12 protein-coding genes are annotated in these 14,370 nt (G+C 65.6%); 6 read left to right on the top strand and 6 right to left on the bottom strand.

The genetic code is table 11. From position 1 onward, the window contains the following. The first annotated feature begins 2 nt into the window (after positions 1 to 2). Positions 3 to 1,139 (top strand): succinyl-diaminopimelate desuccinylase, encoded by a 1,137-nt coding sequence (dapE, locus tag M0209_RS02470; RefSeq protein ID WP_258886712.1) that lies wholly within the window; start codon positions 3 to 5, stop codon positions 1,137 to 1,139. On the opposite strand, the gene M0209_RS02465 is transcribed toward dapE, so the two are convergent. From M0209_RS02465 to M0209_RS02450, 4 genes are all read right to left on the bottom strand, one after another. Next, positions 1,094 to 2,773 carry a bifunctional diguanylate cyclase/phosphodiesterase gene (locus tag M0209_RS02465; RefSeq protein ID WP_258886707.1) on the bottom strand — a complete coding sequence of 560 codons (1,680 nt, stop codon included), beginning with the start codon at positions 2,771 to 2,773 and terminating at the stop codon, positions 1,094 to 1,096. The two genes, dapE and M0209_RS02465, sit on opposite strands and share 46 nt — an antisense overlap. Before the next feature lie 100 nt (positions 2,774 to 2,873). Then, positions 2,874 to 3,407 (bottom strand): Smr/MutS family protein, encoded by a 534-nt coding sequence (locus M0209_RS02460; protein ID WP_258886706.1) that lies wholly within the window; start codon positions 3,405 to 3,407, stop codon positions 2,874 to 2,876. Beyond that, positions 3,385 to 4,614, bottom strand: a complete 1,230-nt coding sequence (locus M0209_RS02455; protein ID WP_258886700.1) for a murein transglycosylase A — start codon at positions 4,612 to 4,614, stop codon at positions 3,385 to 3,387. The genes M0209_RS02460 and M0209_RS02455 overlap by 23 nt, the downstream gene beginning before the upstream one ends. After that, a complete protein-coding gene (locus M0209_RS02450; RefSeq protein WP_258889546.1) occupies positions 4,614 to 5,258 on the bottom strand; it encodes a Tim44/TimA family putative adaptor protein in 645 nt (214 codons plus the stop codon). The genes M0209_RS02455 and M0209_RS02450 overlap by 1 nt, the downstream gene beginning before the upstream one ends. Before the next feature lie 176 nt (positions 5,259 to 5,434). Between M0209_RS02450 and secB the strand changes: the two genes are divergently transcribed. The 3 genes from secB to trpS are packed head-to-tail and all read left to right on the top strand — an operon-like array spanning position 5,435 to position 8,548. Next, complete coding sequence (secB, locus tag M0209_RS02445) at positions 5,435 to 5,941, top strand: protein-export chaperone SecB (protein ID WP_258886698.1); 507 nt, start codon at positions 5,435 to 5,437, stop codon at positions 5,939 to 5,941. Between the two features lie 7 nt (positions 5,942 to 5,948). Then, on the top strand, positions 5,949 to 7,532 hold the full coding sequence (gene murJ / locus M0209_RS02440) for a murein biosynthesis integral membrane protein MurJ (RefSeq protein WP_258886695.1): 1,584 nt from the start codon (positions 5,949 to 5,951) through the stop codon (positions 7,530 to 7,532). 5 nt (positions 7,533 to 7,537) lie between these two features. Continuing rightward, the gene (trpS, locus tag M0209_RS02435; protein WP_258886689.1) at positions 7,538 to 8,548 is read left to right on the top strand and encodes a tryptophan--tRNA ligase; all 1,011 of its coding nucleotides are present in this window, start codon (positions 7,538 to 7,540) and stop codon (positions 8,546 to 8,548) included. Here trpS and M0209_RS02430 read toward each other — a convergent pair. Beyond that, the gene (locus tag M0209_RS02430) at positions 8,545 to 10,461 is read right to left on the bottom strand and encodes a potassium transporter Kup (protein WP_258886688.1); all 1,917 of its coding nucleotides are present in this window, start codon (positions 10,459 to 10,461) and stop codon (positions 8,545 to 8,547) included. The genes trpS and M0209_RS02430 overlap by 4 nt on opposite strands. Positions 10,462 to 10,564: 103 nt before the next feature. On the opposite strand from M0209_RS02430, the gene M0209_RS02425 reads away from it, so the two are divergent. Together M0209_RS02425 and M0209_RS02420 are read left to right on the top strand one after the other, a co-directional pair. Continuing rightward, positions 10,565 to 11,914, top strand: a complete 1,350-nt coding sequence (locus tag M0209_RS02425) for a DUF4118 domain-containing protein (protein WP_258886686.1) — start codon at positions 10,565 to 10,567, stop codon at positions 11,912 to 11,914. Positions 11,915 to 11,994: 80 nt separating this feature from the next. Next, positions 11,995 to 12,675, top strand: coding sequence for a DUF4136 domain-containing protein (locus M0209_RS02420; RefSeq protein WP_258886685.1), 681 nt, complete (start codon positions 11,995 to 11,997; stop codon positions 12,673 to 12,675). Here the strand turns inward: M0209_RS02420 and dnaA are convergent. Continuing rightward, the gene (gene dnaA, locus M0209_RS02415; RefSeq protein ID WP_258886683.1) at positions 12,672 to 14,045 is read right to left on the bottom strand and encodes a chromosomal replication initiator protein DnaA; all 1,374 of its coding nucleotides are present in this window, start codon (positions 14,043 to 14,045) and stop codon (positions 12,672 to 12,674) included. The genes M0209_RS02420 and dnaA overlap by 4 nt on opposite strands. Positions 14,046 to 14,370 lie beyond the last annotated feature (325 nt).

The following is a 14,370-nucleotide window of genomic DNA, read 5'->3' as shown; positions in this document are numbered from 1 at the left end:
CTATGACCGACGCCCTGACGCTCGCCAAGTCCCTGATCGCCGCGCCCAGCGTCACCCCCGCAACAGGCGCGGTGTTCGATGTGCTGGCGGCGGCACTTGCGGCGCAGGGCTTCGACGTCGACCGGTTCGTTACCGGCGAAGCGCCCGACGGCCCGGTCGAAAACCTGCTGGCAACGCGGGGCCGCGACACGGGACCGCATTTTGCGTTCGCGGGGCATCTGGACGTGGTGCCACCGGGTGCAGGCTGGGCCTCGGCCCCCTTCGAACCGGTGGTGCGCGGTGCCCTGCTCCACGGGCGCGGTGCGGTGGATATGAAAGGCAGCATCGCTGCTTTCGTCGCTGCGGCGGCGCATAAGCCCGACCATGCCGGGCGGCTCACGCTTATCATTACCGGCGACGAAGAGGGCCCGGCAACCTATGGCACGGTCGCGCTGATCGAACGGATGCAGGCGCGCGGCCTCATCCCCGATCTGTGCCTCGTCGGCGAACCGACCTCGGCAAACCGTCTCGGCGACACGATCAAGATCGGACGGCGCGGATCGGTCAACATCTGGATCGAGGTGGCGGGGACGCAGGGACATGTCGCCTATCCGCACCTCGCCGATAACCCGATTCCCCCGCTCGTCCGCATCCTGTCGGAGATCGAAGCGATCCATCTCGACAACGGCAACGACTGGTTCCAGCCGTCGAACATCGAAGTCACCACCGTCGATGTCGGTAATCCTGCAACCAATGTCATCCCCGCCAGCGCCACCGCGCGGCTCAGCATCCGCTTCAACGACCTGCAACGCGGCGACGCTCTCGTCGCGCGCATCCGCGACCTCGCGACGTCGATTACGCCGCGCGCGACGGTCACCGCCAAAGTCTCGGGCGAGGCCTTTTTGACACCCCTTGGTGCGCTCAGCGCACTTGTCGCCGGTGCTGTCCGCGACGTGACCGGTATCGACCCCGAACTCTCCACGACCGGCGGCACTTCCGATGCGCGCTTCCTGTCGAAACTCTGCCCGACCGTCGAATTCGGGCTGTGCAATGCGACGATGCACAAGCTCGACGAGGCGGTCGCGCTCGACGACCTGACCGCGCTCACCGAAATCTACGCGCGCATCCTGTCGGCAGCCCTTCCCGCCCAAACGCGGTAATCGGCCTCGATCATGGGCGGTGCAATCGCATAGCCCTGCGCCGCGTCGCAGCCCATGACCCGTAGCATGTCATATTGCCCGGCGGTTTCCACCCCCTCGGCAATCGCCTTGGCGCCAAGGCCATGGACCAGCGTAATCACTGCCTGCACCACGTCGCGCGCGGCCTGATCGCCTTCCATGCCAGCGATCAGGCTCGCGTCGAGCTTGACCGTATCGAATGGCAGCGAGCGCAACCGCGCGAGGCTCGACAGGCCCGACCCGAAGTCGTCGATCGCGATCGTGGCCCCGTCGCGGCGCAACTGCCCGATCCGGTCGAGCACAGCGGGGCTGCATTCCATCAGCACCGCTTCGCTGACCTCGAATTCGATCAGCGACAGCGGTGTCCGGGCACGCGCCAACGCGCCGTTGAGGCGCGTGAAGAACTCGGGACGGGTAATCTGGCGGGGACTGAGGTTGACCGCAAAACGCGGCGCAATCGGATCATCGGTCCAGTGCGCGACGCGGCGCGCAATTTCGTCTATGGCCCAGTCGCCGATCTCATGGATCAGTCCGCTTTCCTCGGCACAAGCGATAAAGTTTGCGGGCAAGCGCAGACCGTCGGTCGGATGATTCCACCGCAACAGACCCTCGGCCGCCTGTACCCGTCCGTCGGCCAGTGCGACTTGCGGCTGGTAGGCGATGGTGAATTCTTTGTGTTCGATGGCATGACGCAGTTCGACCTCGAGCAGCGTCCGTCGCGCCATCCGCTCGGCCAGCAATTCGGCAAAGAGCTGATACTGGCCGCGCCCGCTGGCCTTGGCATGGTACATCGCCACGTCGGCGGCGCGGATCAACGGGGTCAGCATTGTGCCATGTTCGGGCGAGAGCGCCAGGCCGATCGACGCGCCGACGGTGACCTGCTGGCCACCGATATCGAACGGCTTGGTCAGCGCATCGAGCAAAGCCCCGCCAAGCCGCGCCGCGTCGTCACGCCCCTCCACATGCGGAAAGAACAGCGCGAACTCGTCGCCGGCGTGACGCCCGACAATCGGCTCTCCGGCAGCACCCGACTGGCGCACCACTTCGCCTGCGGCCACCGCGCGCAACCGGTTCGCCACCATGACCAGCGCCTGATCGCCGCTGGCATGGCCGAAGGTGTCGTTGACCGCCTTGAAATTGTCGAGGTCGATGAACGCCAGCACCGACATGCCGCCCGTCGGCACGGCTTTCAACGCGCGTTCGGCCTCGTGGCGGAAATGGGTCCGGTTGGCGAGCGAGGTGATCGGGTCGAACAACGCCAGCGTCGTCGCGCTCTCGAGGTTTTCGCGGACCTGTGCGAACATGCCGTCGAGCGCCCCCGAGAGCAGCGGCAGCGCCTCCTCCACGGCAGACGGCGTACGGCTGGTCAGGTCGCCTTCCGCAGCCTCGACGATCCGGGCCGTCGCGACATCGACTGCCTCGGCAACGCCCGCCAGCGCGCGTTCCGCCGAAGCCCAGCTCATGATGGCACACACGATCGCGATGGCCACCGCCCTGAACACACCCGGCGCATCGGGCGTGGGGTCGGCAAGCGCAATGAGCGCAAGGATGAACGCGGTCGCACCGACGCAGAACGCGAAGGCGACGGCGCGCGATTTGAGCGTCACTCCTTCCATGCGTCCCAAAATCCCTGCTGTCCCTAACAAGGGCGGTCGTCCCAACCGCATCGGGCATCGTCGCACGGGCGCGCTTAAGAAAGCGTTGAGATTTGAACCTTCAGCGACGGTCCGAGCGTCGCAAAACCACATAAAGCGCGCCCGATCCCCCGTGACGGGGATGGGCGGGACGGATAGCGGCAATCCGGTCGGCAAACGGCGCGGCCTGCATCCAGTCGGCAATCGACGCACGGATGATGCCGCGCAGCGGCGTATCGAGGCGGCTTGTGCCGGATGACGGTGCCTTCCCGGTCACCACGACAACCAGCCGCTCCCCTGCGGCCACGGCCTGTTCGAGCGCGTCCAGCGCGCGGTCGTGCGCGCGCGCCAGCGTGCACCCGTGGAGATCGACGGTCCGGTCGGGCGACAGCTTGCCGCCCTTGAGATCACGGTCCCATTTGCCGTCGAGCGTCGCACGCGGTGCGGTCGGGCGTGGCAGCGTAGGGCGCGCGACGGGATCGGCTTTTCGGTGCAGCGGTAGCGGTTTCGCCGCGCGCACCGTCGCGTCATTGCCCTCGATTCCGCCCTCGCCGCGCACATCGGCGGTCACCCGCCGCCACAGCGCGCGTTCGTCAGGGCTGAGGACGCGCGGCATCGGCATTCAACCGCGCAAGCGTGCCGCGCGGAACCAGAATCAGCGCCGAACCGCGCCCCGACATTCCGCCCGCGATCCGTCGCGCCTCTTCGCCTGCACCCCAGAAGGTATCGACACGGTTCGCGCCCTTGATCGCGCCGCCGGTGTCCTGTGCGACCCACAGGCCGTCGGCCTCGGCGCGATCGAGGTCGAGCCACACCGGTGCACCAAGCGGAATGAACGCCGGGTCCGCCGCGACGCTCGTGCGGGCAGCGACCGCGACACTCAACGCGCCGATCGGTCCCGCACCGGTCAGCTCGCGGAAAAAGACCCAGCTCTTGTTTTCGCGCATGATCGCGCGGCCTTCCTCCGGGTGGGCGCGCAGCCACGCCATGATGCCCTGCATGGAAAGCTGCCCCGGGCCGACCAGCCCGCGATCACGCATCAAGGCCCCGATGCCGGTATAGTCGCGGCCGTTCTGGCTGTTGTAGCCGATCCGCATCACCGATCCGTCGGGCAGCCGCAACCGCCCCGAACCCTGCACCTGGAGGAAGAAGAATTCGATGGGGTCGGCGGCCCAGGCGATCTCCAGCCCGCGTCCGGCAAGCGCCCCTTCCTCGATCTGGGTCCGGTCGAAATAGGGGACGAAGGTGCCGCCGGATATCCGTCCCCGGATCGTCTTGTTCTTCAACCCTTCGGCAAAATCGCCGAGATCGAGTTCGACCAGATCGGCAGGCTTGCCATAAACCGGCACCTGGTTGGCGGCATCCCGCGTGCGGCTGCCCGCGATTTCAGGTTCGTAATAGCCGGTGGCAAAGGCCTGCCCCGTCCCGACCCGCACCGTTTCGAACTGTGCAGCAAAAAAGGCACGCGCGTCGGTTGCCGTCGATGCGGCGCTACAGGCCGCAGTCCAATCTGCGCCACGCGTCAGGCCCGACAGGTCGTTACGGCGCTGAATCGCCGGACAACTCAGCCGAAATGCCGCGAGGGCGCGCGATGCCGCCTCAGGCGAAATCGCGAGCGTCGCCACTTCCGGTCCTGCGACGACGCCGGCTTTCACAGCATTGGCCGTCGGCGGGATCGACGCAGGCGGTGCGACGGGTTTGGGCGGTGTCGGCTTGGGCGCAATCGCCACGGGCGCAGGCCGGACAGGTGCGGGAGCCGGAGGCACGATCCCGCCCGCGCACGCCGACAGGAGCAGCATCAGGCCCCCCGCGACAATCCGCATCAGGCGGACTCGTCGGTGTCGGTCAAAATCCAGTTGGGATCGTCGCTCTTCAACGTGCGGCTGAACGTCCAGACATCGACGGTCGGCACGGCATCGGTCAGCGAACCCGCCACGACAGTGCCGTCGGCATCGCGCGTTACCGTCGCAATATCGGCGTCGAACGCCACCGTCACCCGCGCCTCGCGGCCCTCGACCCCGGCCGCAACAATGCGCGCCTTCTCGATCGTCACCAAACGGTTGTCGAGGACGTGACCCGCCGTCGTCCGGTCGGCAATGGATTCGGCAAAGGCGGCGCGCACGTCGTCGCTGGTCAGTCCCGCCAGCTCACCGGCGTTGCCTGACCAATAGGCCTCGAGGATCATCCGGTAGGCACCCTTGGCCCCGTCGATAAACCGCGCCACGTCGAACGATGGCTCGGTCGCGATGATCGCCCGCACGCCCGCCGCGGCACCTTCCTCGAAAACGGAATCGGGCGCAGCAAGCGGCGTCCGGCTGGGTGAAGCCACCGTAGGATAGGCGACAGGCGGGCTGTGTTCCTCGACCGGTGGCAACGGCTGTTCATGGCCGGTGCGCTTGCCGAGCACGGCATAGAGCCGAAGCGCGAGGAACCCCGCGACCATCGCCAGAACCACGATTTCGACCATTGTCGACACAACTCACTCCAGACACGTCGCTACCTACATAAGCGCAAGGGGCCGACACTTCAAACGGGCATTCGCACGCGGCGCGAAACCGCCATCGACAGTCGAGCCTTGCGGTGCCGGTTGCAGCCATGTAACCGCGCCCGCACCCAACTTCACCTGACGAAAGACCAAAGACGATGGCCGACGACGCGGCACCTGAAATCACCAATACCGAACCGCTGAGCAACGGCGAAGACACTGCGCCGCAGGCCGGACTTTTGTCGCAGTACGTCAAGGACTTGTCGTTCGAAAATCCCAATGCGCCGGCCGTATATCAGTGGCAGGGGCAGCCACAGATCGACATCCAGTTCAACATCGCGTCGGGACAGGTCGGCGAGGATGCCTATGAAGTCATCCTGAAGGTCGAGGCGAAAGCCGTCGCCGCCGACAAGGTCGCGTTCCAGGTCGAGCTGTCCTACGCCGGGCTCTTCGCGCTCCGCAACATTCCCGAGGATCAGCTCCAGCCGTTCCTGCTCGCCGAAGCGCCGCGCATCCTGTTCCCCTTCGCGCGCCGCGTGCTCGCCGATGCCGTCCGCGACGGCGGCTTCCCGCCGCTGCTGCTCGAACCGATCGACTTCGGCCAGCTCTATGTCGCGCAGGCCGAACAGGCCGAGGCACTGGGAGCGCCGGTAGGCCAGGCTTGAACCCGAATTGAACCTCGTCCGCGCCACCGCGTCGATCGGCGGCCTGACTCTCGTCAGCCGCGTGCTCGGCATGGTGCGCGACATGCTGATGGCGCGCTACGTCGGCGCGGGGCTGGCGAGCGACGCCTTCCTGATCGCGTGGCGCCTGCCGAACCTGTTCCGCGCGCTGTTCGCCGAGGGCGCGTTCGCCGCTGTCTTCGTGCCGATGTACAACCGCCGCATGACACAGGCCGAGCAGGAAGCGGCCGAGAGCGGACTTGCGGCGGCCAACGAATTCGCCGGGCAAGTCCTCTCGGTCCTGCTCCCCTTCCTCATCCTGTTCACCGCGATCATGATGGCCGCGACCGCACAGATTGTCTGGGCCATGACCGGCGGGTTTCCGGACGGCGGTCCCGAAAAGTTCGACCTCGCGGTTCACCTCACCCGCATCACCTTCCCCTATCTGGCCCTCATCAGCCTCGTCTCGCTGCTCGGCGGCATCCTCAATTCGCTCAACCGCTTCTGGGTCAACGCCGCCGCGCCGGTGCTACTCAACATCGCGATGATCGTCGCGATCCTGTTCTTTCGCGGCACCAGCCAGGCCCAAATCGCCGAGACCCAAGCCATTGCCGTCACCGCTGCGGGCGCGCTGCAATTGCTGTGGCTGGTCTGGTCATGCCGCCGCGCCGGTGTCGTCCTGAAACTCGCGCGGCCCCGCCTGTCGCCCGATGTGAAGCGGTTACTGCTGTTGATCGGCCCCGCCGCCCTCGGCCAGGGGGCGATCCAGTTCAACCTGCTGATCTCCACGAGTCTGGCAGCGCGCTTCCTTGAGCAAGGCGCTGTCAGCTACCTCTATTACGCCGACCGCCTTAACCAGCTCCCGCTCGGCCTGATCGGCATCGGCGTCGGCACCGCGATCCTGCCGACTCTGTCGCGCCAGATCGGCGGCGAGGACCATAAAGCCGCCGCGCATACCCAGAACCGCGCGATGGAATTGTCGCTTTTGCTCGCCCTCCCCGCCGCCGTCGCGCTGGTCGTCTCCGCGACCCCCTTGGTGCGCGGCGTGTTCCAGCATGGCGCGTTCACCGCCGCCGATACGCTGGGTGCATCGGGCGCACTCGCCGCCTTCTCGCTCGGCGTGCCCGCCTATGTGCTGATCAAGGTGCTGACCCCGGGCTTTTACGCGCGGCAGGACACCAAAACGCCGGTGCGGCTCGCGGTCGTCTCGATGCTGGTCAATTTGGCGGGCAATCTGTTGTCGGTGCTGGTCCTCGACGCGGGCTTTACCGGAATCGCCCTGTCGACCGCCCTCGCCGCCTGGGTCAATTTCGCGCTGCTCTATGCCTGGCTGCACCGCCGCAACCATTTGCAGCTCGACGCACGGTTCAAGGCAAAGGCGCTCCGCATCATCGCCGCCAGCACCGCAATGGGTGCAGCGCTGTTCGCGCTCAACCCGTGGCTCGATCCCTTTATGGCGGGCGGCTGGCAGGAGCGGGTCACCGCACTCGTCGCGCTTTGCGGCATCGGCGGCGCGGTCTATGGCGTCGCCGTCCTGCTGCTCGGCGGGGCCAGTCTCGGCGAACTTCGCCGCCAGTTCACACGGAAAGCCTGATCCCCATGCGCGTCCTTTCGGGCATTCAGCCCACCGGCAACCTCCACCTCGGCAACTACCTCGGCGCGATCCGCAACTGGGTGCGGATGCAGGACGAGGTCGCGGCCAAGGGCGGGCAGAGCCTGTATTTCCTCGCCGATCTTCACTCGCTGTCGGACCATATGACCCGCGAGGCGAGGCGCGACGCGCTGACCGATATGGCCGCCGCGCTCGTCGCCTGCGGCATCGATAGCACCAAGTCGGTTCTTTTTAATCAGGCTCGCGTACCGGCACATGCGGAATTGTGCTGGCTGCTCAACGGCACCGCGCGGATGGGCTGGTTGAACCGGATGACGCAGTGGAAGGACAAGGCGGGCAAGAACCGCGACGGTGCCAGTGTCGCGCTGTTCGACTACCCGGTGCTGCAGGCGGCCGACGTGCTGCTCTACCAGACGACGCATGTGCCGGTCGGCGACGACCAGAAACAGCATCTGGAACTGGCGCGCGACATCGCGGTCAAGTTCAATGCCGATACGGGCCGCGAGGTGTTCACCCTGCCCGAACCGACCATCCCGCCCGCGGCCGCGCGGATCATGTCCTTGCGCGACGGCAGCGCGAAAATGTCGAAGTCCGACCCGAGCGACATGAGCCGGGTAAATCTGACCGACGACGCCGACACGATCGCGCAAAAGATTCGCAAGGCAAAGACCGACCCCGAGCCGCTGCCGGGCGACGTCGCGGGGCTGGAGGGTCGACCCGAGGCGAAGAACCTGATCACGATCATGGCCGCGCTTGACGACCGCAGCGCCGATGCAGTGCTGGCGGAATACGGCGGCGCGAATTTCGGCCCGTTCAAGGCGGCGCTGGCGGAGCGGCTGGTGGTGGCACTTAGCCCAATCCGCGAGCGGTATTTAGGGCTGCGCAGGTCGCCGGAAATCGATGCGATTTTGATCGACGGCGCAACGCGCGCGGGGGCACTGGCCGCGCCGACGCTGGCGGCGGCATACGATGCGCTGGGGCTGGTTTCGGGTCGCTAGATCTGCACCTGGCTGCCGAGTTCGACGACGCGGTTGGTCGGCAGCTTGAAGAACTCCATCGCGCTTTCGCTGTTCTTCGACATCCAGGCGAACAGCTGTTCGCGCCACAACGCCATGCCCGGTCGTTGCTTCGACGCGATCAGCTTCTGACGACCGAGGAAGAAGCTCGTCGCCATCATGTTGAACGGTTCGCCGCAGGTCGAAATACCGGCGAGATCGCGCGGGATGTCGATTTCCTCCATGAATCCGTAGCGGAGCACGACGCGGAAGAAGCCATCGCCAAGCACGGTGACTTCCGAGCGGGCATCGGGCTCGACGTGCGGCACGCCTGCCACCTGCACCGTCAACAGGATGATCCGTTCGTGCAGCACCTGGTTGTGCTTCAGATTGTGGAGCAGAGCGGCGGGGATGCTGTCCGGCGTTGCCGACATGAACACCGATGTGCCGCGCACGCGGTGCACCGACTCGGCGGCCGAGGCGATGAACGCCGAGAGCGGCATTGCCCCTTCGTCGAGCCGGTCGCGCATGATCCGCCGCCCCTTTGCCCAGGTCGTCAGCAGGGTGAAGATGACGAGGCCCATCAGGATGGGGAACCAGGCACCCTCGAACAATTTGGCAAAGCCCGAGGCGAGGAAGAGGAGATCGACGGTGATGAAGGTCGCAAAGCCGATCGCCCCGCGCCACAGCGGCGCACGCCAGATGCGGAACACCACGATATACTGCATCAGGGTCGTGATCAGCATCGTGCCCACCACGGCGAGTCCATAGGCAGGCAACATTGCGGCGGAATGCTGGAAGGTGACGACAAGCAGCGCGACCATCGTTGCCAGTGCCCAGTTGATCACCGGCAGATAGATCTGGCCTTTCGCCTGCGACGAGGTGTGGAGAATTTGCATGCGCGGGATGAAGCCGAGCTGGATCGCTTGCTGGGTGACCGAGAACGCGCCCGAGATTACCGCCTGGCTGGCGATGATCGTGGCCAGTGTCGCGATGACGAGCAGCGGGATGGTCAGCGACGGCGGCACCATATGAAAGAACGGATTGTCGGCAAACGCAGGGTTGCGGAGCAGCATGGCCGCCTGCCCCATATAATTGAGCATAAGCGCAGGCATGGCGATCGACAGCCAGGCGAGCGTGATCGGCTTGCGACCGAAATGGCCCATATCAGCATAAAGGGCTTCGGCCCCGGTCACGGCATAGACCACCGCGCCAAGCGACAGGAACGAATAAAAAGGATGCGCGGCGAAAAAGCCCCACAGGTGCACCGGGCTAAGGGCACCGAGCACTTGCGGATAATCGACGATATGGACCACGCCCATCGCCGCAATGGTCGCGAAATAGACCAGCATGACCGGGCCGAAGAATCGTCCGACGCGGTGGGTGCCGTGACGCTGGATTGCGAACAGTCCGATCAGGATCGAGAGGGCGATCCAGACGATATAGGGCTGGAATGCCGAGCTGACGACGCCCAAACCTTCGACGGCAGAGATCACCGAAATCGCGGGGGTGAGCATCGCGTCCGCATAGAATAGCGCGGTCGCAAACAAGGCGAAGATCAGCAGCCAGCCTTTCGGTGCCGCCGCGCCCAGCATGCGCTTGATCAGCGCATAGAGCGCAAGGCTGCCGCCCTCGCCGTGATTATCGCAGCGCATGACGATGAAGACGTATTTCACCGTGACGACGAAGACGAACGACCAGAAGATCAGGCTGACGATACCGTAGAGGTCGGTCACGTTGACCCCGAGATGGTAGCGCGGGTCGAGTGTCGCCTGCAGGGCATAGAGCGGGCTCGTTCCGATATCGCCGAACACGACGCCGAGCGCGCCGAGCGTAAGGGCCGAAGTGCTGCCTTGAGGCGAATGCGAATCCGTCGCGCTCTCGGCAGCAGGCGGTAGAGTTTTGGTGTTTTCCATCGCCGCGCAATGGTGCCGAACCGCATTAAAATTCCATGTGGAATCACATGCAAAACTTCCCGACCCCCTCGACGAAAGGGCCAGGCAAGTTCATTTTGGGCGCATGGAACACCATGCCACGACCCTGAGGGGCGACACACCTGCGCTGTCGGTGTCGATCACGCGCTATGCCGCAGCGCTGTTGGCTGTCGCCGTGGCAACCCTTGCCGGCTTGCTCGTTTCGGAGCGATGGGGTGCTGAGCCCGTCGTGCTGCTCTACATTCCCGCTGTGCTCGCAGCGGCAATCTATGCAGGATTGCGGCCTGCGCTCGCTGCTGCCGTGGCGTCTGCACTCGCGTATAATTACTGGTTCACCGCGCCTTATCATACGCTGCGGATCGATCGTCCGGCGGATATCGTCACGGTCGTCGTCCTCTTTGTGGTCGCAGTCGTCACCAGCCAGCTTGCGGCGCGCCTGCGCGAGCAGGCCCGGATCGCGGCGGCACATGCGGCGCGCAATGCGGCGATTGCCGGGTTCGCGCGCCGCCTGCTCTCGTGCACCGACCGGGACGGCATTTCTGCCGTCAGCGTCGACGATCTCGCCCGCCTGTTCGGGTGCAACGCAGTCATGATGGCAGGGCCGCCCGAAGCGCCCGTGTGCATTGCCGGGGCACCGGGGATCGCCTCGCTGGCGCCCAGCGATATCGCGGCGGCCGGCGTGGCGCTCAGCAGCGGCGATCCGGTAGGTCGTGGCGTTAAACGTCTGAACCTGGCCGACTGGCAGTTTCGCCCGGTAACATCGGATAGTGCCATTTTGGCCGCCGTGGGGCTGGCGCGCGACGATGGCCTCTCCCCCGTCGCCAACGACCAACTGCCGCTGCTCGGCAGCCTGCTCGACCAGATTGCGCTGGCGATGGCACGCGCCGCAGTCGAGCGCGAAGCGCGCGAGGTAGTGGCGCTGCGTGAACGCGACCGGATGCGGTCGGTGCTGCTCGGCTCGATCGGCGCGGACATCAAGCCGCGCTTGAACGCCATCGGGGCGGCCGCGCGCGCCTTGCGTCGCGAGGGGACAGCCGACAAAACGCTCGTCGCCGAGGTCGCCGCCGAAACAGTGAAACTCGACCGCTACATCGAATCGCTTGCCGATCTCGGCCCCGGCCCGGACCACGATCCGCTGAATTTCGGCGATGTTGTCGTCGATCTCCGCAGCCGCGCGGTATCGCGGGATGGCATAACCATCCACCTGACGCCGAAGGAATATGCGGTGCTCGCCGAACTGGCGAAACATGCCGGGCGCGTGTTGAGCCACGCGCACCTGTTGCGTGCGGTCTGGGGCCCGGCGCAGGTCGACCATATCGACTATCTGCGCGTTGCGGTCCGCACCCTCAGGCAAAAGCTCGAGGTCGACCCGTCGCATCCGAGACTTATCCTGAACGAACCCGCAGTCGGCTACCGGCTCGTCAGCACCGCTTGAACTTGCGCGCGGTCCACGCGTTCACCACCCGTTCAACGCAGATCGACCACATCCGGTCGACTTATGATAAGAGGGTCGCCATGAACCGCTTTCTCACCGCTCTCGCCCCCGCCGCACTCCTTGCCCTTGCCGGGTGCGCCGCGCCGTTTCAGGCGCAGGTTTCGCGCTTTCAGCAACTGCCCGCGCCACAGGGTCAGACGTTTGCCATTATCGCCGAGAACCCGCGGCTCGATAACAGTCTGGAGTTCGCGCAATATGCGAACACGGTAGCACAGCGGCTGGCAGGCTATGGCTATACGCGAGCGGTTGCGCCGGGGGACGCGAACCTCGTCGTGCGGCTCGACTATGGCGTCGACAAGGGGCGCGACCGGGTGCGGTCCGTGCCGGGGTTCGGGCCGGGCGGCTTCGGGGCAGGCTATGGCCCGCGCTTTGGCTATTCGAACGGCTGGGGGCCGTATCGACCCTATTGGGGCTTCGGTCGCCGCGCCTGGATCTATGGCTATGACGATCCGTTCCTCTACGGATCGCGCTACGACGAGGTCGAAAGCTACACCGTCTACCAGTCCGAACTGACGATGAAGATCGAGCGCAAGGGCAGCCGCGAGCGCGTGTTCGAGGGGACGGCGAAAGCGATGTCTTCGGACAACGACCTGACGACGTTGGTGCCGAACCTGATCGAAGCGATGTTTACCGGGTTCCCGGGGAACAGCGGCCAGACGGTGCGGATTACGGTGGCGCCGCCGGAGCGGCAGAAGCGTTAGCCTTCGAGGCTTCGAAGCAGCAACCGCACGTCGGCGTCGATCTCGGTGTCCGCCGCGCGGAGCTTTTCGATCTGCTTGACCGCATGGATGACCGTGGTGTGGTCGCGCCCGCCGAAGCGGCGCCCGATTTCGGGCAATGACCGCGGGGTCAATTGCTTCGACAAATACATCGCGATCTGGCGGGGCCTTGCGACCACGCGGGCACGCCTTGCCGACACCATTTCGGCCTGACGGATCTTGAAATGGTCCGATACGCGCTTCTGGATTTCGTCGATCGTCACGCGCCGCCGCCCCGCGCGGAACATGTCGGCCAGCGTGTCCTCGGCAAATGCCTCGTCGATGGGGCGGTCGTTCAACGCAGCATAGGCGACGAGCCGGTTGAGGCCGCCTTCGAGTTCGCGGATGTTCGAGGCGATGCGCGCGGCCAGCAGGTCGCGGACCAGCGGCGGAATCGCCTGCGGCATGGCATTCGCCTTGGCCTCGACGATGGCGCGGCGCAGCGCATAGTCGGCGGGCTGGATATCGACGACGAGGCCCTGCGTCAGGCGCGAGAGGATGCGCCCCTCGATGCCGTCCAACTCGTGCGGCGACCGGTCGGCGCTGATGATCAGGCGACGCCCGCCGCGCATCAGTTCGTCGACGGTATAGAGGAATTCCTCCTGCGTCGTTTCCTTGCCCGCGATGAACTGGAAATCGTCGATCATGAGCAGGTCGACCGAGCGCAGCCGCGCCTTGAACGCCAGCGTATCCTTGGTCCGCATGGCATGGACGAAATCGATCATGAACCGTTCCGCCGACATGTACAGCACGCGGGCGTGCGGTTTGCGCGCCATATAGCCGTGGCCGATGGCATGAAGCAGATGCGTCTTGCCCTGCCCCGTCGGCCCATGCACGAACAGCGGGTTGAACCGCATCGGCCCGCCCTCGGCAATCGCGCGCGCGGCATTGTGCGCGATACGGTTGCTGTCGCCGACAAGGAAATTGTCGAACGTCAGACGCGGGTCGAAGCGGAAGGCAGGTTCGACCGCTGCGGCGGGCGTTTCGGCAACGGCGGCCGCCGCCGTGAAATTCTGAACAACATCGCCATCGTCGGCGAGGATGCGGACCCCGGTGACATCGGGCAGCGCCGTGCGCCAGGCCAGATTCAGCCGGTCGGCAAAATTCTTTTGCACCCAATTGGCCATGAACGCGGACGGGAGCGCGAGCGCCACGGTGCGGTCGACCTTGCAAAAGCCGTCGTAACGGGTGCGCCCGAGCCACTGGTCGAAACTGCGCGCGCCGATATCGCGACGCAGACCGTCGCGGATCGTCGGCCAGACCGCCGCCGCGCGATCCTCGATAACGCTGTCCAGATCATCCCCCGACGCCAATTTTCCCCGCCTCTCCGTCCCGCATGCCTTGGGATCGGACCCGAATCGCCACGCGCACAGCACACAAGTCCCGAACGCAGAAAAGCCGTTTATTTCTGCGAACTTCGACACTGGTGCTGGTCGCGACGGGTGAGTCGCGTCGTCCCTCGCCGACTTTTTTGAGCGCCGATGCGGGGCCGCGCAAGCCATGCAGCCTTAAAAAAAATGAAATATATCGGTTGACGCGCAGGACTCACGGAATTGCGCCAAATTCGGGTCAAGTGGCTGTTTTACGCCATTTTTCGCGAGTGTAACCGAATGTGAACCGCCCGAATCGCGGGAATCC

Origin of the sequence: Sphingomonas sp. SUN039 (assembly GCF_024758725.1) — a bacterium.
Lineage (GTDB): Bacteria > Pseudomonadota > Alphaproteobacteria > Sphingomonadales > Sphingomonadaceae > Sphingomonas_O.
Note: the sequence above shows the minus strand (reverse complement) of the source record. Positions and strands in the feature narration are given on the sequence as shown.

What these genes read in the sequence shown, in the direction of transcription:
- M0209_RS02465 (WP_258886707.1), bottom strand. Translation starts at nt 2,773, where the DNA reads ATGGAAGGAGTGACGCTCAAATCGCGCGCCGTCGCCTTCGCGTTCTGC.
- M0209_RS02460 (WP_258886706.1), bottom strand. Translation starts at nt 3,407, where the DNA reads ATGCCGCGCGTCCTCAGCCCTGACGAACGCGCGCTGTGGCGGCGGGTG.
- M0209_RS02420 (WP_258886685.1), top strand. Translation starts at nt 11,995, where the DNA reads ATGAACCGCTTTCTCACCGCTCTCGCCCCCGCCGCACTCCTTGCCCTT.
- M0209_RS02450 (WP_258889546.1), bottom strand. Translation starts at nt 5,258, where the DNA reads ATGGTCGAAATCGTGGTTCTGGCGATGGTCGCGGGGTTCCTCGCGCTT.
- M0209_RS02455 (WP_258886700.1), bottom strand. Translation starts at nt 4,614, where the DNA reads ATGCGGATTGTCGCGGGGGGCCTGATGCTGCTCCTGTCGGCGTGCGCG.
- M0209_RS02425 (WP_258886686.1), top strand. Translation starts at nt 10,565, where the DNA reads ATGGAACACCATGCCACGACCCTGAGGGGCGACACACCTGCGCTGTCG.
- secB (WP_258886698.1), top strand. Translation starts at nt 5,435, where the DNA reads ATGGCCGACGACGCGGCACCTGAAATCACCAATACCGAACCGCTGAGC.
- trpS (WP_258886689.1), top strand. Translation starts at nt 7,538, where the DNA reads ATGCGCGTCCTTTCGGGCATTCAGCCCACCGGCAACCTCCACCTCGGC.
- dapE (WP_258886712.1), top strand. Translation starts at nt 3, where the DNA reads ATGACCGACGCCCTGACGCTCGCCAAGTCCCTGATCGCCGCGCCCAGC.
- M0209_RS02430 (WP_258886688.1), bottom strand. Translation starts at nt 10,461, where the DNA reads ATGGAAAACACCAAAACTCTACCGCCTGCTGCCGAGAGCGCGACGGAT.